The organism is Streptomyces sp. JHA26 (assembly GCF_002005565.1).
GTDB lineage: Bacteria > Actinomycetota > Actinomycetes > Streptomycetales > Streptomycetaceae > Streptomyces.
In genome coordinates, this window is record NZ_BDJC01000009.1 from 34,089 (window position 1) to 55,012 (window position 20,924).

Annotated in this window: 23 protein-coding genes; 8 read left to right on the forward strand and 15 right to left on the reverse strand. The window is 72.2% G+C overall.

Annotation, left to right across the window (positions count from 1 at the left end):
* Positions 1 to 222 precede the first annotated feature (222 nt).
* Positions 223 to 801: a tellurite resistance TerB family protein gene (locus JHAT_RS07880; RefSeq protein ID WP_077797327.1), complete on the forward strand. Its 579-nt coding sequence runs from the start codon at positions 223 to 225 to the stop codon at positions 799 to 801.
* Between the two features lie 49 nt (positions 802 to 850).
* Here JHAT_RS07880 and paaE read toward each other — a convergent pair whose 3' ends face one another.
* From paaE to paaA, 5 genes are read right to left on the reverse strand one after another with little or no spacing between them, the layout of a single operon-like run.
* Positions 851 to 1,957, reverse strand: a complete 1,107-nt coding sequence (gene paaE, locus JHAT_RS07885; protein WP_077797328.1) for a 1,2-phenylacetyl-CoA epoxidase subunit PaaE — start codon at positions 1,955 to 1,957, stop codon at positions 851 to 853.
* The gene (gene paaD / locus JHAT_RS07890) at positions 1,957 to 2,463 is read right to left on the reverse strand and encodes a 1,2-phenylacetyl-CoA epoxidase subunit PaaD (RefSeq protein WP_077797329.1); all 507 of its coding nucleotides are present in this window, start codon (positions 2,461 to 2,463) and stop codon (positions 1,957 to 1,959) included. Before paaD ends, paaE begins: the two co-directional genes overlap by 1 nt.
* Complete coding sequence (paaC, locus tag JHAT_RS07895; protein ID WP_077797330.1) at positions 2,457 to 3,284, reverse strand: 1,2-phenylacetyl-CoA epoxidase subunit PaaC; 828 nt, start codon at positions 3,282 to 3,284, stop codon at positions 2,457 to 2,459. Before paaC ends, paaD begins: the two co-directional genes overlap by 7 nt.
* Positions 3,285 to 3,293: 9 nt before the next feature.
* Positions 3,294 to 3,587 (reverse strand): 1,2-phenylacetyl-CoA epoxidase subunit PaaB, encoded by a 294-nt coding sequence (gene paaB, locus JHAT_RS07900; protein WP_077797331.1) that lies wholly within the window; start codon positions 3,585 to 3,587, stop codon positions 3,294 to 3,296.
* Complete coding sequence (gene paaA, locus JHAT_RS07905) at positions 3,584 to 4,561, reverse strand: 1,2-phenylacetyl-CoA epoxidase subunit PaaA (RefSeq protein WP_077797332.1); 978 nt, start codon at positions 4,559 to 4,561, stop codon at positions 3,584 to 3,586. Before paaA ends, paaB begins: the two co-directional genes overlap by 4 nt.
* A 242-nt stretch (positions 4,562 to 4,803) precedes the next feature.
* On the opposite strand from paaA, the gene paaI reads away from it, so the two are divergent.
* From paaI to JHAT_RS07920, 3 genes are all read left to right on the forward strand, one after another.
* Positions 4,804 to 5,238, forward strand: coding sequence for a hydroxyphenylacetyl-CoA thioesterase PaaI (paaI, locus tag JHAT_RS07910; protein ID WP_107481864.1), 435 nt, complete (start codon positions 4,804 to 4,806; stop codon positions 5,236 to 5,238).
* A complete protein-coding gene (gene paaK / locus JHAT_RS07915; RefSeq protein ID WP_077797334.1) occupies positions 5,235 to 6,596 on the forward strand; it encodes a phenylacetate--CoA ligase PaaK in 1,362 nt (453 codons plus the stop codon). The genes paaI and paaK overlap by 4 nt, the downstream gene beginning before the upstream one ends.
* A 120-nt stretch (positions 6,597 to 6,716) precedes the next feature.
* Positions 6,717 to 8,015, forward strand: coding sequence for an NAD(P)/FAD-dependent oxidoreductase (locus tag JHAT_RS07920; protein ID WP_077797335.1), 1,299 nt, complete (start codon positions 6,717 to 6,719; stop codon positions 8,013 to 8,015).
* A gap of 80 nt (positions 8,016 to 8,095) precedes the next feature.
* Here the strand turns inward: JHAT_RS07920 and JHAT_RS07925 are convergent, their stop codons facing one another.
* The 6 genes from JHAT_RS07925 to JHAT_RS07950 all read right to left on the reverse strand — a co-directional run bounded on the left by JHAT_RS07925 (position 8,096) and on the right by JHAT_RS07950 (position 13,304).
* On the reverse strand, positions 8,096 to 9,223 hold the full coding sequence (locus tag JHAT_RS07925) for a tryptophan dimethylallyltransferase family protein (protein WP_077797336.1): 1,128 nt from the start codon (positions 9,221 to 9,223) through the stop codon (positions 8,096 to 8,098).
* A gap of 204 nt (positions 9,224 to 9,427) precedes the next feature.
* Positions 9,428 to 10,777 (reverse strand): cytochrome P450, encoded by a 1,350-nt coding sequence (locus tag JHAT_RS07930; protein WP_077797337.1) that lies wholly within the window; start codon positions 10,775 to 10,777, stop codon positions 9,428 to 9,430.
* A gap of 14 nt (positions 10,778 to 10,791) precedes the next feature.
* Complete coding sequence (locus JHAT_RS07935; RefSeq protein ID WP_107481865.1) at positions 10,792 to 11,385, reverse strand: ATP/GTP-binding protein; 594 nt, start codon at positions 11,383 to 11,385, stop codon at positions 10,792 to 10,794.
* Positions 11,360 to 11,737 carry a DUF742 domain-containing protein gene (locus tag JHAT_RS07940; RefSeq protein ID WP_077797339.1) on the reverse strand — a complete coding sequence of 126 codons (378 nt, stop codon included), beginning with the start codon at positions 11,735 to 11,737 and terminating at the stop codon, positions 11,360 to 11,362. Before JHAT_RS07940 ends, JHAT_RS07935 begins: the two co-directional genes overlap by 26 nt.
* Entirely contained in the window at positions 11,734 to 12,135 is a 402-nt protein-coding gene (locus tag JHAT_RS07945) for a roadblock/LC7 domain-containing protein (RefSeq protein WP_077797340.1), read from the reverse strand. Before JHAT_RS07945 ends, JHAT_RS07940 begins: the two co-directional genes overlap by 4 nt.
* Positions 12,132 to 13,304 (reverse strand): sensor histidine kinase KdpD, encoded by a 1,173-nt coding sequence (locus JHAT_RS07950; RefSeq protein WP_077797341.1) that lies wholly within the window; start codon positions 13,302 to 13,304, stop codon positions 12,132 to 12,134. The genes JHAT_RS07945 and JHAT_RS07950 overlap by 4 nt, the downstream gene beginning before the upstream one ends.
* Positions 13,305 to 13,629: 325 nt before the next feature.
* On the opposite strand from JHAT_RS07950, the gene JHAT_RS07955 reads away from it, so the two are divergent.
* The 3 genes from JHAT_RS07955 (at position 13,630) to JHAT_RS07965 (ending at position 16,692) form a co-directional block, all read left to right on the forward strand.
* A complete protein-coding gene (locus JHAT_RS07955; RefSeq protein WP_171990803.1) occupies positions 13,630 to 14,382 on the forward strand; it encodes a sulfite exporter TauE/SafE family protein in 753 nt (250 codons plus the stop codon).
* 115 nt (positions 14,383 to 14,497) lie between these two features.
* Positions 14,498 to 15,385 (forward strand): ABC transporter ATP-binding protein, encoded by an 888-nt coding sequence (locus JHAT_RS07960; RefSeq protein WP_077797343.1) that lies wholly within the window; start codon positions 14,498 to 14,500, stop codon positions 15,383 to 15,385.
* A gap of 344 nt (positions 15,386 to 15,729) precedes the next feature.
* The gene (locus JHAT_RS07965; protein ID WP_077797344.1) at positions 15,730 to 16,692 is read left to right on the forward strand and encodes a YihY/virulence factor BrkB family protein; all 963 of its coding nucleotides are present in this window, start codon (positions 15,730 to 15,732) and stop codon (positions 16,690 to 16,692) included.
* Positions 16,693 to 16,720: 28 nt separating this feature from the next.
* On the opposite strand, the gene JHAT_RS07970 is transcribed toward JHAT_RS07965, so the two are convergent.
* The 4 genes from JHAT_RS07970 to JHAT_RS07985 form a co-directional block, all read right to left on the reverse strand.
* A complete protein-coding gene (locus JHAT_RS07970; RefSeq protein WP_375603553.1) occupies positions 16,721 to 17,542 on the reverse strand; it encodes an oxygenase MpaB family protein in 822 nt (273 codons plus the stop codon).
* Between the two features lie 154 nt (positions 17,543 to 17,696).
* A complete protein-coding gene (locus JHAT_RS07975; RefSeq protein WP_077797346.1) occupies positions 17,697 to 18,062 on the reverse strand; it encodes a transglycosylase family protein in 366 nt (121 codons plus the stop codon).
* A 129-nt stretch (positions 18,063 to 18,191) separates the two neighbouring features.
* Positions 18,192 to 18,728 carry a cysteine hydrolase family protein gene (locus tag JHAT_RS07980; RefSeq protein ID WP_077797441.1) on the reverse strand — a complete coding sequence of 179 codons (537 nt, stop codon included), beginning with the start codon at positions 18,726 to 18,728 and terminating at the stop codon, positions 18,192 to 18,194.
* A 77-nt stretch (positions 18,729 to 18,805) separates the two neighbouring features.
* Positions 18,806 to 19,663, reverse strand: a complete 858-nt coding sequence (locus tag JHAT_RS07985) for a restriction endonuclease (protein ID WP_077797347.1) — start codon at positions 19,661 to 19,663, stop codon at positions 18,806 to 18,808.
* A 164-nt stretch (positions 19,664 to 19,827) separates the two neighbouring features.
* Between JHAT_RS07985 and JHAT_RS07990 the strand changes: the two genes are divergently transcribed.
* Positions 19,828 to 20,904, forward strand: a complete 1,077-nt coding sequence (locus tag JHAT_RS07990) for a nitrous oxide reductase family maturation protein NosD (RefSeq protein ID WP_077797348.1) — start codon at positions 19,828 to 19,830, stop codon at positions 20,902 to 20,904.
* Positions 20,905 to 20,924 lie beyond the last annotated feature (20 nt).

Sequence of the window (20,924 nt, forward strand, 5' to 3'; positions counted from 1 at the left end):
ACGACCAACGCGCGGACATCCACCGGGTGGTGGCTGGACGACCTGGGAAAACTCTAGCGCAGCCACTTCGGGGACGCACACCGGGGCGACCACGCAGGCCGCTTTGCTTTTCTTTTACGATCCGGGAACCGCCGTGGGCCCCGGAGCGTTCGACCTGACGGACCGCGATGTGACGCGACCGCAGAACAAGACGGACACGCAGCAGAAGCCGAGGTGGCACGAGTGGCGATGTGGGACCGGATCAAGGACCAGGCCAGGACGCTCCAGCAGTCCCAGGGCGCGCGGGGCACGGGCGGGCACGCACAGGGGCAGGGACCGCAGGCGTTCGGCCGGCCGGGCTCGTCGTCGTCCTCCGGCGGCTCCAAGGCCCAGCTGATCGGGCTGTTCAAGTCCCAGCTCGCCTCGGTGAAGACGGAGCTCAAGAGCGGCGCCTACCGGGACGCGAGCATGGCCATGTGCGCACTGGTGGCGGCGGCCGACGGCCGGGTCGAGCCGGCGGAGCGGCAGCGCGTGGAGGAGCTCATCGTCACCAACGAGGTCCTGCAGAACTTCCCGGCGGACCAGCTCCGGCAGCGGTTCAACCAGCACGTGGACCACCTCCTGGGCGACTTCGCGGCGGGCAGGGCCCAGGCGCTGCAGGTGATCGCCAAGGCCGCCAAGAAGCCCGCGGAGGCCCGGGCGGTCGTCCAGACCGGCATGGTCGTCGCCGGTGCGGACGGCGTCTTCGAGCCGGCCGAACAGCAGGCGGTGCGCGAGGCGTGCACCGCACTGGGCCTGTCCCCCACGGAGTTCGGCGTCTGAGCGCCCCACCGGGCCAGGGGGCTCGACCGCACGGCGTGGTGACGCCTCGTCAGCTGTCGTAGTCGACGGTCAGCGTGTCGGACGCCGGGTACGACTGGCAGGTCAGGACGTAGCCGGCGTCGACCTCGGCGGGTTCGAGGGCGTAGTTGCGCCGCATGTCGGCCCTGCCGTCGGTGACCAGGGCGCGGCAGGTGCCGCAGACGCCGCCCTTGCAGGCGAACGGCAGGTCGGGCCGGGTCTGCTGGGCGCCGTCGAGGAGGGTCCGCTCCCGGGACAGGGAGGCCGTCGTGGACCGGCCGTCCAGGGTGATGGTGACCTCGCTGACCGGTCCCTCGGGCCCGGTCTCCTCGTGGCGCGCCTCGCGCACCGGCTCGTCGTCGGCGTAGAACAGCTCGCGGTGGACGCGGTCCGCGGGCACGCCGAGGCCGGTCAGGACCCGCTGGGCGTCGAGGACCATGCCGTGCGGGCCGCACAGCCACCAGTGGTCGGCGTTCTCCACGTCGACCAGGGCGTCGACGAGCGCCGCGAGCCGTTCGGCGTCCAGGCGGCCGGAGAGCACCTCGGCCTCCCGGGGCTCGCGGGAGAGCACGTGGGCGAGCTGGAAGCGGGCGGGGTGCAGGTCCTTCAGGTCGGCCAGCTCGTCGGCGAACATCACCGTGTCGGTGCGGCGGTTGCCGTAGAACAGGGTGACGGTGGAGCGGTCGTCGGCGGCCAGCACCGACTCGGCGATGGACAGCATGGGCGTGATGCCGGAGCCCGCCGCGATGAGCACGTGGTGGCCGGGGGTGGTGAGATCGGGGGTGAACAGGCCGGTGGGGGCCATCACCTCGACCGTGTCGCCGGGCCGTACCTCGTTGACGAGCCACGACGAGAACAGGCCGCCGGGCACCACGCGGACGCCGATGCGCGGCGAGGAGCCGGCCGGTGAGCAGATCGAGTAGGAGCGGCGCTCGTCGCGGCCGTCGATCTCGCGCCGCAGCGTGAGCGACTGCCCCGGCGCGAAGGCGAACTCCCCGGCCAGTTCGTCCGGGACGTCGAAGCCGACGGCGACCGCGTCCGCGCACAGGCGCCGGACGGTGGCGACGCGCAGACGGTGGAAGGCCGGACGGCGGCGGACGCGTGCCGGGACGGCCGAGGCGGGGGCGGTCGGGGCCATCAGATCTCCTTGACGTACTCGAACGGTTCGCGGCAGACCCGGCAGCGCCACAGCGCCTTGCAGGACGTGGCGGCGAAACGGGAGGTCTCCTCGGTGTCCGTCGCACCGCACCGGGGGCAGGGCACCGTGCGCCGGGTCGGCGACAGCACGAGGGGGACGGCGCCGCGGGGGGCGGCGCCGGGCGGGGCGATGCCGTGCTCGGCGAGCTTGCGACGGCCGGACTCGGTGATCCAGTCGCTGGTCCAGGGCGGGCTGAGCACCGTGCGGATCTCCACCCGCGCGTACCCCGCCTCCCGCAGCCGCGCGGCGACGTCCGCCCGCATCTCGGCCATGGCGGGGCACCCGGAGTAGGTGGGGGTCAGACTCGCGACCACCGTGCCGTCCTCGGTCATCTCGACGTCGCGCAGGACACCGAGGTCGGCGAGGGTCAGCATGGGCAGCTCCGGGTCCGGCACCCGCTCGGCGATGCGCCGGGCGTGCCGGGCGTCCGGCCGGGTGGTCACCATGTCGCCTCCGGGTGGGCGCGGGCCACGCTCTGCAACTCGGCGAGCAGGGGCGCGAGGTGCTCGGTGTGCTCGCCCTCGCGGCCGGAGCCGGGCAGCGGCCGGTACACCGGCATCGGCAGTCCGGCCGCCTCGGTGACCTGGCGCAGGACGTCGGTGAGCTCGTCGCGCACGTCGTACGCGGCGTGCAGCTCGCCGAGGTAGGGGGCGACCTGCTCCAGCGCCGTGCGCATCCTGCGGTGGGACTCGTCCGTGCCGTCGCCGAGGCGCACCGCCCACTCGGCCGCGTACTGCCGGTGGTACGTCAGTTCCTTGACGCCCTTGGCCGCGACCGCCGCGAGGACCGGGTCGGGGTGGGACACGAGCCGCTCGAAGTGCGCGAGGCGCCAGGCGGAGAGCACCAGCAGCCGGACGACGGCGAACGCGAAGTCGCCGCGCGGCAGTTCGGCCAGGCGTACGTTGCGGAAGTCGTCCGCGTCGCGGAAGTAGGCGTAGGCGTCCTCGTCGCGTCCCGTGCCGTCGGTCTGGCCGGCGCGGGAGTAGAGCAGGCGCGCCTGGCCGAGGAGGTCGAGGCCGATGTTGGCCAGCGCCACCTCCTCCTCCAGCTCGGGGGCGCGGGTGACCCATTCGGCGAGCCGCTGCGCCGAGACCAGGGCGTCGTCGGCGAGCGCCACGCACTGGGCGGCCAGTTCACCGGTGTCGACGCCCTCGGGCACGGTGGTGTCCACGCCGTGCAGCGGGTCCTCGAAGCCGGTGCCGTAGGCCCAGCGGGTGTCGTCCTCGTGTCCCTCGGCGAGGGTCATGTAGACGTGGTCGTCGCTCATGCCCTGCTCCTAGATGTGGGGGACGTCGTCGGGGATGTCGTAGAAGGTGGGGTGGCGGTAGACCTTGTCGGCGCTGGGGGCGAAGAAGGGGTCCTTCTCGTCGCGGGTGGAGGCGGCGATGTGCTCGGAGCGCACCACCCATATGCTGACGCCCTCGTTGCGCCGGGTGTAGAGGTCGCGGGCGTGGGTGAGGGCCATCGCGTCGTCGGCGGCGTGCAGCGAGCCGACGTGGACGTGGTTGAGGCCGCGCTTGCCGCGCACGAACACCTCGTACAGCGGCCAGTCCTGCTTCGCGGAGGTCATGCCGCCGCTCCCTTCTGCGTACGGGCGGCCTGCTTGGCCGCGTGGGCGGTGGCCGCCTCGCGGACCCAGGCGCCCTCCTCGTGGGCGGTGCGCCGCCGTTCCATCCGCTGCGCGTTGCACGGGCCGTCGCCCTTGATGACCCGCGTCAGCTCGTCCCAGTCGGGGGTGCCGAAGTCGTGGTGCCCGGTCTCCTCGTTCCAGCGCAGTTCCGGGTCGGGCAGGGTGACGCCGAGCTTCTCGGCCTGGGGGACGGTCATGTCGACGAAGCGCCGGCGCAGTTCGTCGTTGCTGTGCCGCTTGATCTTCCAGGCCATCGACTGCGCCGAGTTGGGCGAGGCGTCGTCGGGCGGGCCGAACATCATCAGCGACGGCCACCACCAGCGGTTCACCGCGTCCTGCACCATCTCGCGCTGGGCGTCGGTGCCGCGCATCATCGTCATCAGCAGCTCGTAGCCCTGGCGCTGGTGGAAGGACTCCTCCTTGCAGATGCGCACCATGGCGCGCGCGTAAGGGCCGTAGGAGCTGCGGCACAGCGGCACCTGGTTGCAGATCGCGGCGCCGTCCACGAACCAGCCGATCACGCCGACGTCGGCGAAGCTGAGGGTGGGGTAGTTGAAGATCGACGAGTACTTCTGCCGGCCCTCGATCAGCCGCTCGGTGAGGTCGGCCCGGTCGGCGCCGAGCGTCTCGGCCGCCGAGTACAGGTACAGGCCGTGCCCGGCCTCGTCCTGGACCTTGGCGAACAGGATCGCCTTGCGGCGCAGCGACGGGGCGCGGGTGATCCACTCGCCCTCGGGCTGCATGCCGATGATCTCCGAGTGCGCGTGCTGCGCGACCTGCCGGATCAGCGTCTTCCGGTAGCCCTCCGGCATCCAGTCGCGCGGCTCGATCCGCTGGTCGTGCGCGATCGTCGCGTCGAAGTGCTCCTGCAGCCCCTCGGGGGGCGGCGCCTCGGCGGCGTGTGTCGTGGTCATCGATACCAGCCTCCCCTACCGACCATTCGTTCGGTATCAGTCTGACGTGTTTCCCGGGACCGGGCAAGCCCCGGGGCCGGCCGCCTTCCCGACCTGCGGCACAGAGCGGCGTCCGCCTCTTGACAGGCCACGATGCGACTGGATTACTGGGCCGTGCCGCACGGTAACCGAATGGTCGGTCGGGACACAAGGTGGTGGATGGCGTGGTGCAGACCGCTGGGCCGAGGACGTCGGCGGAGGTGATGTTCGCCGCGGACGAGGCGTCCCGTCGTCTCGGGATCGAGCTGCTGGAGCACGGTGAGGGGACGGCCGTGCTCCGCATGACCGTGACCCCCGCGATGGTGAACGGACACCGCATCGCCCACGGCGGCTACCTGTTCCTGCTCGCGGACACCGCCTTCGCCTGCGCCTGCAACAGCCACGGCCCCGTGACCGTCGCCGCCGGCGCCGACATCGTGTTCGTCGCCCCGGCGCGCGAGGGCGACGTGCTCGTGGCGCGGGCCGAGGAACGCACGCGGTACGGCCGCAGCGGCGTCTACGACGTGACCGTGCGGCGCGGCGAGGAAGTGATCGCGGAGTTCCGCGGACGCAGCCGCAGCGTCCGGGGCTCGACGAAGGACACGGCGGCGGATCCGGCTGCGGACGGGACGCCGGGCACGACGAAGGAGTCGCGATGATCAGCGAACCGACGACCGGCGGACCGACGGCCACCGCGGCCCCCGCCTCCCGTCTCGGGCGCCCCCTCCCCCAGGACCTGCTGGACGACGGCGAGCGTCTGACCGGCGAGCAGCTGCGCGAGCTCCAGCTCGACCGTCTGCGCGCGACCCTGCGGCACGCCTACGAGAACGTGGAGCTGTACCGGAAGAAGTTCGACGCGGCCGGGGTGAAGCCCGACGACTGCCGCAGCCTGGCCGACCTGTCGCGGTTCCCCTTCACCACCAAGGCCGACCTGCGGGACACCTACCCCTTCGGCATGTTCGCCGTCCCGATGTCCGAGGTGCGGCGCGTCCACGCCTCCAGCGGCACCACCGGCCGCCCCACCGTCGTCGGGTACACGGACGGCGACCTGTCCATGTGGGCGGACGTCATCGCCCGCTCGATCCGGGCCGCCGGCGGCCGTCCGGGCCACAAGGTCCACATCTCGTACGGCTACGGCCTGTTCACCGGTGGCCTGGGCGCGCACTACGGTGCCGAACGCGCCGGATGCACCGTGATCCCCGCCTCCGGCGGCATGACGGCCCGGCAGGTGCAGATCATCCAGGACTTCCGGCCCGAGATCATCATGGTGACCCCGTCCTACATGCTCACCCTGCTCGACGAGTTCGAGCGGCAGGGCATCGATCCGCGCACCAGCTCCCTCGAGGTGGGCATCTTCGGCGCCGAGCCGTGGACCGAGGAGATGCGCCGCGAGATCGAGGAGCGCATGGGCATCCACGCCGTCGACATCTACGGCCTGTCCGAGGTCATCGGCCCGGGCGTGGCACAGGAGTGCGTGGAGACCAAGGACGGACTGCACGTGTGGGAGGACCACTTCTACCCCGAGGTGGTCGACCCGCTCACGGACGCGGTGCTGGCCGAGGGCGAGGAGGGAGAGATCGTCTTCACCTCGCTCACCAAGGAGGCGCTCCCCGTCATCCGTTACCGCACCCGTGATCTGTCCCGGCTGCTGCCCGGGACCGCCCGGCCCGCCTTCCGCCGGATGCAGAAGGTCACCGGCCGCTGCGACGACATGATCATCCTGCGCGGGGTGAACGTCTTCCCCACCCAGATCGAGGAGATCGTGCTGCGCACCCCCGGTGTGGCGCCCCACTTCCAGATCCAGCTCACCGAGCGCGGGCGCATGGACCACATGGTCGTCCGCGTCGAGGCCCGCCCGGACGCCGGCCCCGAGCAGCGCGAGGCCGCCGCGCGGGCGATCGGTCAGGGGGTGAAGGACGGTGTCGGCATCACCGTCGAGGTGGCCGTCGTCGACCCCGGGACGCTGGAGCGTTCGGTCGGCAAGATCCGCCGGGTGAAGGACCTCCGTCGGTCCTGACCGGGGGAAACGTGAGCACCGACACAGCAGTTCACCGTGCGCACCGGTGTGCCGGGGGATGCGGATGGGCAAGGAACGCATGATCGGGGGAGGTTCGTGTCCGTCCTGAGGGGAAAACCCGTGCGAGTGTGTGTGATCGGTGCCGGTCTGTCGGGGTTGGCTGTGGCCCGTGCCCTCAACGACCGTGGTATCGAGTTCGTCTGCCTGGAGAAGGCTCCCGACGTCGGGGGGATCTGGCGTCAGCCGCAGGCGGGTGAGCGCGGCCCGGGGTACCAGTCACTGCACCTCAACACCGCCAAGCAGCTGACCTGTTACGCCGACTTCCCGATGCCGTCGTCGTACCCGCTCTATCCGCGGCACAGCGATGTCGCCGCCTACCTGCGGTCGTTCGCCGAGTGGGCCGGCGTGCTGGACCGCGTGGAGCTGCGCACCGAGGTCGTCTCGGTCGGCCGGGAAGCGGACGGCGCGTGGACGGTCACCGGCCGGAACGCGGACGGCGAGGTGTCGTCACGTCGGTTCGAGCACGTGATCGTCGCCTCGGGGCACCACAGCGAGCCCGCCCTGCCCGACCCCCTTCCGTCGGGCGCCGCCTCCTTCACCGGACGGATCCTGCACTCCCTCGACTACCGCGACGGCAGCGACTTCGCCGGGCAGCGCACCGTCGTGGTCGGCCTGGGCGCGTCGGCGGTGGACATCGCGGCGGACCTCTCCCGGCACGCCGCGCAGACCGTGCTGTCGGTGCGCCGGGGACTGCACATCGTGCCCAAGCAGCTCTTCGGGATGTCGGTCGACGAGATCGCCAATGCTCCCTGGTGGGCCGCCATGTCCTTCGCCGAGCAGCGCCGCTTCGTGGAGCAGGCCCTGCTCGTCGCGCGGGGCAGGCTCTCCGACTACGGGCTGCCCGAACCCGACCACCCGGTCTTCTCCTCGGCCGTCACCCTCTCGGACGAGATCCTCAGCCGGATCCGGCACGGCGCGGTGACCCCGAAGCCGGCGATCGACTCCTTCGACGGCAGCCGGGTCGTCTTCACCGACGGCACCGGTGTGGAGGCGGACGCGGTCGTCTACTGCACCGGCTTCCACATGGCCTTCCCCTTCCTGCCCCCGGACTGCCCGCTGGGACCGGACGGCTCGGTGGAGCTGTACCGGCGGGTCGTCCCGGCCGGCCGGCCCGGTCTGTACTTCGTCGGCCTGGTGCGGCCCGTGGGCGCGATCACCCGGCTGGTGGAGGCCCAGGCGGAGTGGGTGACGCGGATCATCGGCGGCGAGGCGGTGCTGCCCGGCGAGGACGAGATGCGCGAGGAGATCGGCGCGTACCTCGACGGGATCGCCCAGCGCTACGGCAGGACCCGGGGCGCCTCGATCCAGGTCGACGTGGGCCCGTACCTGAGCGAGTTCCGCGAGACGCTCAACGTGTAGCCGCCCCGCGCTCCGCCTGCGCCGGGAGGGCCCCTCGGTGACGACCGCCGAGGGGCCCTCGGCCGTGCCGGGCGCTTTGCTCAGTGCACCGCCACCGGGTCCCGGACCTCCCGGACGGCCGGCGGTCTGACCGCGTACGCCTCCGAGGAGAGGTACGCCGTCACCCGCGGCGCGCGGTCCTGCTGGTGGGCCAGCGCCAGGTAGGCGATCAGGCCCACCCCGTCCTCCGGCCGGCGCCCGGTCAACGCGGCCAGGGACCGGCCGAGCACGGGGGTGTCGACGCCGTACCGGCGCAGCACGCTCACGCCCCGCGCGAGGGCCTCCCCGTCGTGCCGGGCGTAGTCCCGGACGGGGATGTGCAGGGTGAAGCCGCTCGGCCGTGCCGTGCCGGTGTCGGTGAAGGAGTGGCACGTCAGGCCGGGCCGCCCGGTGAGCCGCGCCACCCGGGTCGCGGCACCCGCCGCCGTGAGGAAGAAGTCCTCGACCGCGGCGGGGTGGGGGCTCGGGTCCATGCGGCACAACCGCCCGGCCTGCCCGGCCGTCAGGTTGTCGTGCCGCAGGTAGACCTTCACCCGGGGTTCCTCCCAGTCCCCCAGGTCGAGCGCGACGAACGGATATCCGTCGGCGGCGGGGAGCATGGCGAACGCCTGCCGGTGCCCCAGCCGGTGCAGGGCCTCGCGCACCGTCTCGACGGTGCGCTCCGGTCCGGAGGCGGCCGGGTTCAGGTACACCTTGACCTTGGGCACGCCGCCGGGCCGCAGTTCCAGCGCGCACCACAGGGCCAGCGGGCCCTGCGGGGAGCGCGGCAGGAACAGGTCCCGGACCGCGTCGAGCGGGCCGGTGGTGAAGTTCCAGCGTTTCGCCATCGCCCGTACCGTCTCGAGCCCGACGCGACCGTTGTGAGCCAGGCTGTCTGCGCCGCAGCCGGGTTCCAGGAGCACCCGCAGTGCGGGGGCCGCGCCCGGCTGGAAGGAGAGGGAGAACTCCACCGGGGTGTGGTCGTCGGACAGGAAGGTGCGGTTGGGCGGCGGCAACGCCAACGACCTGTCGGCCTGGTCCCCCAGGGTGTCCGTCAGGACGCGGGCGTAGGTGTCGATGTCGGCCTCGGACAGACCCGCGACCACGCCGAGTCTTCGCAGCTGACCGCTGGTGAAGGCACCGAGGGTCGTGGGGTCCGGCAGCCCGCCGCCCGTGGACGCCCCCGTCACCGGCCCGTCCCTCGTCGCGGGCGGACAAGAAGATACCCGCCCGTGCGGGCGGGTATCGGAGGGACCGACGGCGGGAGAGCGGCGTTCGTGGATATGTGGTCCACGACACCTCCTTTTACTCGTGAGCAACTTGAGCCGCGTGCTCACTACCCGCGCCGTTGAACATTTATGCGAAAGCGGCTGGTTGGGCGGATGTTGCGGATATCACCGTGTGAGCCAGTTGAGGAACTGGCTCCACATACCTCCGCGTTCGGGCGTGCGCGCCGGTCCGGCCGTGCTCTCCCGCGGGGTTGCCGCGGGACCGTTCCGGGGGCCGGAGCTCCGGCCCGGCCGTACCGGGGTGAAGCGGGCCGGGAGGGTGGACAGGGCCCGGTTGAAGGGGCCCGGCCGCCAGGTGAGGCTGTCCTCGGGAACGGCGAGCGTGACGTCGGGCAGCTCGTTGAACAGGTTCTCGATGGCCGTGACGGTGATGTGCCGGGCGGGTTCCTTGGAGGGGCAGGCGTGCGGGCCCGCGCTCCATGCCAGGTGGGCGCGGTTGCTGCCGGCCTGCCGGGCGGCCCGGAGGGCGGGCCCGGTGTTGGCCGCGGCGAAACTGACCAGCACCAGGTCGCCCGACCGCAGTTGCTGTCCCGCGAGTTCGACGTCACCGGCCGGGTAGTGCGGCGCGTAGTTCGCCATGGGAGGGTTCTCCCACAGGGTGTCGTCCAGGGCCTCGTCGATGAGGCCGCCCTCACGGGCGTACCGGTCGTGGGTGAGCAGCCGGTGCAGGGTGTTCCCGATGAGGTTGCGCAGCGGTTCCGCGCCGGCGCCCAGCAACAGTGCCAGCTGGTGGACCATCTCCTCGTCGCTGAGAGCGGCCTGGTGCTGCATCAGCCAGGAGGTGACGTCGTCGCCCGGCTTGCCGCGCTTGAGCGCGACGAGCTCGCCCGCGGCCTGGAACAGCACCTCGGTCGCCTTCTCCGCGTTGACCCCGTCGAACATGCCGGAGATGCCGAACAGCACCCGGTCGCCGATGTCGGCGGGGCAGCCGAAGAGTTCGTTGAACACGAACAGCGGCAGCTGTCTGGCGTAGTCACCGAGCAGGTCGGCCGAGCCCCGGGCGGCGAACTGGGAGATGAGGTAGCCGGAGATCTGCTCGGTGCTCCGGGTCAGCCGGCGGGTGTCCACGCGCGCCATGCTGTCGGTGACGGCCTGCCGCAGCCGCAGGTGGTCGGCGCCGTCGGAGAACATGCAGTTGTTCCGGTGGGCGAGCAGCGGGACGACCGGGCTGTCCGGGCCGACCCTGCCCTCGTTGAAGGCCCGCCAGCGGCGCGCGTCCTTGCGGAACGTCCCGGAGTCCTGGAGCAGTTGCAGGGCCGCCGCGTAGTCGGTGACCAGCGTCGCCTCCACACCGGGGGCGAGTTCGACGGGTGCGGCGGGTCCGTAGTGGCGCAGGTGGTCGTAGTACGCCTGGGGGGCGGCGGCGAACTCCGGCCCGTACAGCGGTACCCGGCCGCCGGAGCCGTGGGCAGGGCACCCGGGCGGGGGCACCGGGGCCGTGTCGTGAGCGTCCATGTTGCTCTCAGTTCCTAGCGGGTGTGGTCCAGCAAGTAGCGGACCAGAGTGGTCAGTGCGGCGGCCGAGGACCTCTCGTCACGGGCGTCGCAGGTGACGACGGGGGTGTCGTCGAGCAGGTCCAGGGCCTCGCGCAGCGCCGCCTCGTCGCGCAGCGGGGCGCCGTCGAAGTGGTTGACGGCGATGGCGTACCGGAGTCCGTACTGCTCGATGAGGTCGATCACGGGGAAGGAGTCCGCCAGCCGTTCGGGGTCGACCAGCACCAGGGCGCCGAGCGCGCCGCGGGCCATGTCCTCCCACATCTGCACGAAGCGCTGCTGGCCGGGCGTGCCGAAGAGGTAGAGGACGACACGGTCGCTGATGGTCAGACGGCCGAAGTCCATGGCGACCGTGGTGGTGGTCTTGCCCTGGACGCCCTTGAGGTCGTCGACCGACTCGGCGGCCTGCGTCATCGTCTCCTCGGTGGACAGGGGCTCGATCTCGGAGATGGACCCGATGAGAGTGGTCTTGCCCACGGCGAAGTGCCCGACGACGAGGATCTTGACCGCGGTCTGGGTCGCCCCGGCGCGGACGTAGGCCCGCTCATCCAAACTTGGCGCGGAGACCATTGAGCACCTCCTCCAGTATCTCCTTGTCCGCGAGGCGGGCGCGGGCCACCGGCGGGCGGGTCGTGAGGTAGCCGCCTTCCATGAGGGAGGCCAGCAGGATGCGCACCACGCCCAGCGGAAGGTGGCTGTGTCCGGCGATCTCGGCGACCGAGAGGTAACCGGCGGAACACAGGTCGAGCAGGTTCTGTTCCTCGGGGGACAGCCGGGTCGGCCGCTGCGCCCGGTCCGCGGAGGCGGTGACCAGGGTGATGAGGGAGAGCTGCTCGTCGTCGGGCAGGCCGCGGCCCCTGGTGATGACGTACGGCCGTACTAATTCCGCGGCTTCCGGCTCCCAGTCGTCGTGGCCGGTCATGAGCGGGCGCCGAGGTTCTCGCGCGGCGGTGTCGTCAGCCGCTTGCCGAGCTGGGCGACGAGCTGCTGCATGCGGAAGGTGATGTCCGCCATGTCGACCTCGGGCGAGGCGGAGACACCGAGGTAGGCGCCCTCGCCGGCGGAGATCAGGAACACCCAGCCGCCGTCGAACTCGACCAGGGTCTGCCGCCACGCCTGTTGCGGGTCCTCACAGAAGAAGGCGAGCGTCCGGCTGAGCGACTGCACGCCGCTCATCGCGGCGGCGACCCGGTCCGCGTCGTCCTTGTCGAAGTCCTGCGTCCGGGCCATCAGCAGGCCGTCGGCGGATATCAGGACCGCGTGCAGAGCCCCGGGAATCTCCAGGGCGCTGTCGAGCATCCATGACAGATCGTCGTTCACGAGACTCCATGTCCTTCGCTGCTTGCACCAGGTGTTCTGCTCGTGCCGTCCGCGTCCTGTGGCCGGCTGACGCGGCCGGACTGCGTGCCGCGCTGGAAGGCACCCATGATCTGTGCCTGTTCGGATTCGGAGCGGCCGGCGGGACGCGGGGCCGGGGTGTCGCCGGGCACGATGGCCATCGGCCGCTTGCGGCGCCGCCGGGGAAGTCCGTCGCTGGTCCGGGACGGGGTGAGCGCGGCTTCCGGCCCGCCGTCCAGGACCGGCCGGCCCGTGCCCGCGGTGGCCGGGGCCGGGGCCTTCTTCTCCGGCATGGAGGTGAGCAGTTCGTGCGGCAGCAGGACGACCGCGCGTACGCCTCCGTAGGGAGAGGAGGAGTCCACCGACACCTCGAAGCCGAAGCGCTCGCACAGCAGGCCGATGACCGCGAAGCCGAACTGCGGGGGGTTTCCGAGTCCCGCCACGCCCGAGGCGCGCTCGCTGGAGAGCAGCTTCTCGGCGCGGGTGCGCTCCTCGTCGCTCATGCCGACACCGGCGTCGTCGACGACGACGCAGATGCCCTTGGGCACGGTGCGGATGTTGATCTCGACGACGGTGTCCGGGCTGGAGTAGCTGGTGGCGTTGTCGAGGAGTTCGGCGAGGGCCAGGGCGACGGGTTCGACGGCCCGGCTGGTGATGCCGAAGTCGACCTGGGAGAGGATCTCCACCCGCCGGAAGTGCCGGATCCGGCCCTGGGCGCTGCGGACGACGTCGTAGACGGAGGCGGTGTCGCGCCGGCCGCCCAGCCAGCCGTCGCACAGGACGGCGATGGACTGGGCGCGCCGGCCGAACTGCGAGTTGGTGTGGTCGATCTCCAGCAGGTCCTGCAGCAGGGCGGAGTCGCCGTACTTGGTCTGGAGCCGGGTGAGGACCAGCTGCTGTTCGGCGGCCAGGCCCTGGAGGGTGCGCATGGCGGATTTCAGGACGGTCTTCGTCTCGTCCTCGGCCCGTTCCTGGGCCGCCTGCACGGACTTTCCGTAATCGTTCTCCAGCTCCGTGTAGTGGTCCTTCAGGTCCCGCACTTCCTGCCGCAGCGCTCGGGCCGCCCTGCGCTGACGGCTGACGAGCACGGCGGCGACGACGAGGGCGACGAGAAGGACCCACACCAGCGGGTTCCCTGTGTATTCCGTCATAAGACTCTCTTCAGGCGACTGACGGCTTGCTGGATTCCGTCCGTGCGGGCGGCCCGACGGACCGCCCGCACCGCGTTGCCGCCCGAGCCGTCCCTGAAGTCGGGGATGCCGTCCTTCACCCATCCACCGCTCCGCAAACGCGGTGATCGTATCATCGCCGGATCTTGTGAATTCACGTCAAGAAACGTGTGGAGAAGTCCGGTTGGGGACCGGAAAGGATCACGTCGGAGCCGGTCGGTACAGTCGGCCGCGTGACAGATGCACAGGGCACCTTCTCGCGGAACGACCGGCCGACCCGGGGCGGTGCGGCGTGACGCCGGAGGCCATGGCGGCGGTGTTCGCCGCGGGCGCCGGAGCCGGGGCGGTCAACAGCGTCGTCGGCTCGGGAACGCTGATCACCTTCCCCGTGCTGCTGGCCGCGGGCCTGCCGCCCGTCACCGCGACGGTGTCCAACGCTCTCGGCCTCATCCCCGGTTCCGTCAGCGGTGCCGTCGGCTACCGCGAGGAACTGCGCGGCCAGCGCCGGCGCGTCCTGACCCTGGGCGCCGGCGCCCTGCTCGGGGGCCTGGCGGGGGCCTCGCTGCTGCTGTCCCTGCCCGCCGACGCGTTCGAGACGATCGTGCCGGTCCTGGTCGGGCTCGCCCTCGTCCTGGTCGCGTTCCAGCCCCGGCTCTCCGCCGCGGTGCGCCGACGGCGCGAACGGGCCGGTGGCGTCGCCCGCCGCGACGGCGGTCCCCTGTTGTTCGGCGGTCTGACGCTGGCCAGCGTCTACGGCGGCTACTTCGCCGCCGCGCAGGGGATCGTCTACCTGTCCCTGATGGGCATGCTCCTCGACGAGCCCCTGCAACGCCTGAACGCCGTGAAGAACGTCCTGTCGGCCGTCGTCAACACCGTCGCCGCGCTCTTCTTCCTCTTCGCGGCGGACTTCGACTGGACGGCCGTCGTGCTCATCGCGGCCGGCTCCGGGCTCGGCGGTTTCCTCGGGGCCAAGGTGGGCCGCCGCTTCAGCCCCGCGGTCCTGAGGGGTCTCGTCGTGACGATCGGCACCGTCGCGCTCGCCCAGCTGGTGCTGCGCTGACCGGCCGACGGCGCCCGCCCGGGGGCGTCCAGGAACCGGACGCCCCGGCAAGAGCCTGGTGGATGCATCTACCGTGCACGGTGAACGACGGCGTCGCGAGTGGAGGAGCTCCTGTATGGGCGGGCGGACAGCACAGTCCCGGGCGAACGGTCACCAGGCGGCCGTGCTCCTCCTCGAGGACGTGGCCGTACGCCGCCACACGACGGACCAGCTGATCCTCGACGGGATCGACTGGACGGTCCGGCCGGGCGAGCACTGGGCCCTGCTCGGCGCCAACGGGGCCGGGAAGACCACCCTGCTGCGGCTGCTCGGCGCCCTGATGCACCCCACGACCGGCAGCGTGGAGGTCCTGGGCAGCCGGCTCGGCCGGGTGGACGTCCGGGAGCTGAGGACCCGCATCGGCCACGTCACCTCGGCCCAGCGGGTGCCGCAGGACCTCAGCGCCCACACGGTCGTGCTCACCGGGCACAGCGGCACGGTGCAGCCGCTGTGGCGGACGTACGACGACGAGGTCCGGCTCCGTGCCCACGACCTGCTGACCGAACTGGGCGTCAAGGAGCTGGCGGACCGGCCGTACGGCGTCTGCTCCGGCGGGCAGCGGGCGCGCGTCCTGATCGCCCGGGCGCTGATGGCCGATCCCGCGCTGCTGCTCCTGGACGAGCCGTTCAACGCCCTGGACCTACCCTCCCGCGAGGACCTCGTGGAGGCCATGCACCAGCTGGCCGAGGGGCGCCCGCAGCTGGCCACCGTCACGGTCACCCACCATCTGGAGGAGCTGTTCCCGGCCGTCAGCCACGCCCTGCTGCTGCGGGAGGGACGGATCCTGTCCCGGGGGACCGTGGACGCGGTACTGACCGACTCCCTGCTGACCGCCTGCTTCGGCCGCGACATCACGGTCACCCGGCGCGACGGCCGCTGGTCGGCCTGGTCGGGCCGGCGCGCCTCCGCGGAGGACCGGACGCGTTCCGCGTCGCGGCCACCGGCGAACGGGGCGTCGCAGTGACGGGAGGCCGGACAGCACCCCGGGCCGCGGTGGTCCCGCCGGGTTGACCGGGGTACCCCGTGGGCGTGCACTTGTGCCGGTGGCCGCCGCTCCCCGTTTCCGCCCGGCGGGACCCGGGAAGCCAGTTGCGGGGGAGCCGACGGGCGGTCCCGGACGTTCCGTACGCCGATACGTCCGGGGCCGCCCTCGCACCGGGCCCGCCACCACTCCCTGCGGGACGGATCGGCGAGGTCCCCTCCCGACGCGGGACGAGGACGGTCGTCCGCTCCGTGCAGCTCCGTGCGCTCACGGGGCATCCGGACGGTGGAAGATCCCGACCGTCCCGACACGAGGAGCAGCCGACCGTGGGAACCGCCGTGCACGTGCCGCAGACGCGGGACATGATCGGGGACGAACTCTCCGGCGACGAAGCCCTGACCGCGCTGAGACGGTACGGCGGTCTGCGGCTGCTGACCGACTCCTTCACCCGGTTCCGCTACGCGGACGGCTTCACCAACGCCCGGGCCCTCGCCTTCCAGATGGTCCTCGGCCTGGTGCCGTTCACCGTCGTCCTGGTGGGCCTCGCGACGTCGGTGCACACGGAGGGCGTGGGCCGGGTCGTCGAGCTCACGCTCGGCCGGATCGTTCCGGGTGCCAGCGCGGATGTCGTGGAGAAGGCGTTCGAGGGCACCCGGCGCAGCGCCCACAGCGACGCCTGGAGCACGCTCGCGCTGTGGCTGGGCCTGGGGTTCGCGCTGCTGAACCTGGCGTCGGCCATGGGCCAGATCGAACGGGGCGCCAACCGCATCTACGGCATCGAGCGGGACCGGCCCGCCCTCCGCAAGTACGGCAGGGCGCTGGTCCTCGCACTCACCGCCGGGCTGCCGATGGTGCTGGGGTTCGTCGTGCTCGTCGCCGGTGAGGCCGTCGGGGACGCGGTGGCGGAGTCGGCCGGTGGCACGGGCGGTGCCGACTGGTGGGGCGCCCTCGAGGTGCCCGCGGGGCTGCTGCTGGCCTGGGTCGCCTCCGCGGTGATCCTGCGCTGGTCGCCCCGCCGCGACCAGCCGGGGTACACCTGGCTGGCCTTCGGCTCCGCGGTCCACCTGGTGCTCTGGGTCTGCGCGACGTGGCTGCTCGCGCTGTACGTCGGGCGCAGCGGCGCGTTCGGTGCCGTCTACGGTCCGCTGACCGCGTTCATCGCGCTGCTGCTGTGGGCCAACCTGACCGCGGTGGCGCTCTTCCTCGGCATCGCGTTCGCCGCCCAGCTGGAAGCGGCCAGGGCGGGCCTGCGGGCACCGGTGCGGCCGGATCCGGGGCCGGGGGACTGACGCTCCGTTCCGTCGGCGGGGCCGGGTGTCACGCCGCGTCGGGGGGCGGTGTCATGGCCCAGCGGATCCCGGCGGTCACGGCCGTGCCCAGCGGCCGTACGCACACCGCCTCGGCCGTCGGCACCCGTGGCAGCCACAGGGCGCGCGAGGCCCACCGCGGCAGCAGCGAGACCGCGTTGGCGGCGATGACGCCGTACGGGAGGCGGGCGAGGAGCGGTACGGGCGGGTTCAGCAGCAGGAACCGGGCGGTACTGCGCGCCTCGTCGGTGGCGCGCAGCTCGCCGCGGTAGGAGGCCAGCCGCTCGGCGAGACCGGCCCGGTCGACGGGCGGGTCGGGCACCCCGAGCGCTCTGGCGACGCGGGCCGCGTCGGCCACGTAGGCGTCGCAGCCCTCGTCGTCCAGGGGCCGGGCTCCGTAGCGCTGGTGGGCGCGCAGGAAGCTGTCGACCTCCGCGACGTGCACCCAGCACAGCAGGTGGGGATCGGCCGCGGAGTACGCCTGGCCGGAGGCGGTGGTGCCGCGCACCCTGTCGTGGACGGCCCGCACCCGGTCGCAGGCCTCCTGAGCGCTGTCGGCCGTCCCGAAGGTGGTGACGGCCAGGAAGGTGCTGGTCCGCTGCAGTCGCCCCCAGGGGTCCGAGCGGAACCCGGAGTGCGCCGACACGGCCGCCATGGCCAGGGGGTGGAGCGACTGGAGCAGCAGGGCGGACAGGCCCCCGATGAACATCGAGGCGTCACCGTGCACCCGTCTGACGGGCCGGTCGGGACCGAACCAGCGGGGACCGGGCGTGCCGTGGATGCGGGCCCGGTTGTCCCGGCCCTCGGGCCCCGCCACTCTGGAGAAGATCATGTCGCCGATCCGTGCGCGCGGATCGGGAAGCCGGTCTGCCGGGAAACGCCTCATGGCTGCCGAACCCTCCTCTGCCTGCGGGGACCGGACGGGTCTCATGAACAGTCTGCCCAGGTCCGTCCGAAGGAGGCATCGGCACCGCCCGCCCGCGGGCTCAGGCGCAGGTCCAGGCCGACATCCCCTGCATGCGGGCCAGGCTCTCGGCGACCTTGATCTGCTCCTCGCGGGTGGCCAGGTCGGCGCGCTGCGCGTACTTCAGGCCGCCGGCCGCCTCCCAGCTCGACTGCGTGAACTGCAGGCCGCCGTAGTGGCCGTTCCCGGTGTTCGCCTGCCAGTTGCCGCTGGACTCGCACGCGGCGATGGCGTCCCAGTCGGTCGCGCGCAGGACCGACGGCGAGGCGGCCGCCTGCGCGGCCGTGCCCAGGACGGCGGCGGCGGCCAGGGCCACCAGGACGGACGGGGTGCCGCGACCGGCCGTTCCGGCCCAGGCGCTCGTATGAGCATGTCGTCTACAGATCATACAAAGACTGTTACACCAGGTGACCGCCGGATGCCGCGCCGACCGCGTCCGGGTTGCGCCGGACGGAGCATCCGGACACCCCCGGCGGCGGCGTGCGACCGCACGGCTCCCCTCCGTGGACGGATCCGCTCACGCCCACAGCTCGTCGCTGTGGCACACCCGGGCGCCCATGTTGCGCTGCATCATCCGCAGCGCGGCGTCCGCGAGGTCGGCGTGGATGTGCGCGACCGCGTCCCGCGGCACGACGACGTCGAGGTGGCGGATGTGGGCGTCGAGCGCCGAGTAGAGCACGCACTGCTCGGTCACCTGGCCGCACAGCACGAGCCGGTCGATGCCCTGTTCGTGGAGCAGGTACGTCAGCGGGGTCTCGAAGAAGATCGAGTGGCGGGCCTTGACCACGAAGAGCGAGGACTCGTCGGGACGCAGCGGCTCGACGAGCCGGGCGTGCGGTCCCGACAGGGCCTCGTCGAGGATCTCCCCGTGGTGCGAGCGCCACTCTCCGAAGTTGTCGTTGACGTAGATCACGGGCACGTCCCGCTCCCGCGCCCGGCGCAGCAGGCCGGCCACCACCGGCACCACGCGCTCCGCCGACGGGATCAGCTGGTCGGCGTCCTTGTGGTCGTAGGTGTTGATCATGTCGATGACGATCAGCGCAGTCTTGCTCATGTCGTCCAGAGTGCCCCCGGAGAGCGAGGTGATGATTCCGCCGCCGGGCCGACGGCGCGGCGAGGGACCGTGGGACCTCACCACGACGCCCGGTCGGGCAGGTCCGCCCCCTGCTCCGCACCGGGTTCCGCGACCCACGGCTCGGGTCCCGTGCCCTCGCTCCACGCGCGCAGTCGACGCTGGTCGACGCAGACTATTCCGCACTGCTCGGCGTAGTCGGCGGCGGGCGCGGTGAAGTCGCTGCTGGTGACGAGGACCGCCACGTCCGCCCCGTGGACGGTGAAGCAGGTGCCGCCGAAGCGCTGCAGTTCCTCGGAGCCGACCTTGTTGTCCTCGCCGTAGCGCTTGCACTGGATGACCAGGCGCCGCCCGTCGGGGGTCACCGCCAGCACGTCGGCGCCGAGGTCTCCGGCCCCGCCCACGACCTCGACCTCGGCGCATCCGTCCCGCACGCAGAGGTCGGCTATCGCCTGCTCGAACTCGTCCGGGCTCAGGGCGTGGTGGTCGGTGATCTCCACCGCGGGGACCTCCACCGCGGTGGCCTCCATCGCGGGGACCTCCGCCGTGGGAACCTCCGCCGCGGGCGGCTCGCCACCCGGTGCCGTCACCGGAGCCGGTGCGGCGGGACGCTCCGCGTCCAGCTCGTCCAGCGCCGTGGCCGTCGCCTGTTCCAGGGCGTTCGTGGTGCGGCGGGCCAGCCTCGCGGTGGAGAAGCCGGACCGTCCGCGCCGGCCGACGACGAGAGCCGTCACCACGCCGAGCGACAGGAGCACGGCCCATGCGGGACGGCGCTCGGCGACGTCGAACGCCATGCGCACCACCAGGCCGACGAGGCCGAGGCCGAGGGCGGCGAGACCGAAGAACATGGCGGTCGCGCGCAGGTCGAAGCGGCGCCCGGCGGGCAGGCGGCGTGTCCGTTGCTCGGGCGAGGTCACGGGCGGGGTCCTCCTCGGGAGCCGATGCGAAGATCACCTCTGCGTCTGCCCTCGGGCGGCGCGCCCAGTCCCGGCGAACGCCCGGTGCGCGCCGGGCACATGACACGCCGTCGGATGGCTCATCGTCCGCCACCCCGAAACCCTTCGGGCATAACGTGCTGAATATGAAGAAATGCCATGTCGTGTACCTGGTGTGCACCGCTGCGATGGTCGGAACGGGTCTTGGTGCGGCTCCGGCGGGCGCCTTCCCCGACGTCCCCCACATCCCCACCGTCCACGTGGTCCACCCCGGAGAATCGATCCAGAAGGCCGTGGACGCCGCCGAATCGGGCGACACCGTCCTCGTCAGCGTCGGCACCTACCACGAGAGCGTCAGCGTGAGCACCCCCGGGCTCACGCTGCGCGGCATGGGCCGGTACACGGTCATCAAGCCGAGCACGAAGAAGGCCTCCGGCACCTGCGCCGAGAACGGCAACGGCATCTGCGTGGTCGGGACGAAGGACAAGAAGGTCGAGGACGTCACCATCGACTCCCTGAGGGTGACCGGGTTCGCCCGCGCGGGTGTGTTCTCGATGGCCACCGACGGGCTGACCGTACGCAACGTGACGGCCGACAAGAACGACGTCTGGGGCATCGCCCAGGAGCGCTCGGTCCGCGGCGTCTTCCGGGACAACACGGCCCGGGACAACGGCGACGCGGGCATCTTCCTCGCCAACACGATCAAGGCCGAGGAAGGCGCCGAGGACACCCGCGGCACGGTCGTCGAGGACAACCGGCTCGAGGGCAACCGGATCGGCGTCACCGTGCGGCGGCTGCGCAACCTCACCGTGTCGGACAACCACATCACCGGCAACTGCGCGGGCGTCTTCGTCGTCGGCGACGAGAACAGCCCCAAGGCCGGTCACCTCGCGGTGCGCGGCAACCACGTCGTCCGCAACAACAAGTCGTGCCCGAAGACCGAGCGGCTGCCCGCCCTGCAGGGCTCCGGCATCGTGCTGACCGGTACCGAGAAGGTCCTGGTCACGGCCAACACGGTCGAGGGCCACGCCGGCACCTCCCCGCTGTCGGGCGGCATCGTCCTGTTCAAGTCCCTCGTGGGCGTCTCCGGCGAGAAGAACGAGGTCAGCCGCAACACGCTGCGCGACAACTCGCCCGCCGACCTCGTCAGCACCGAGACCGGCAGGAACAACACGTTCAGCGGCAACTCGTGCCGGGCCTCCAAGCCCGCGGGACTGTGCTGACCGCCCGGCCGCAACCCCCC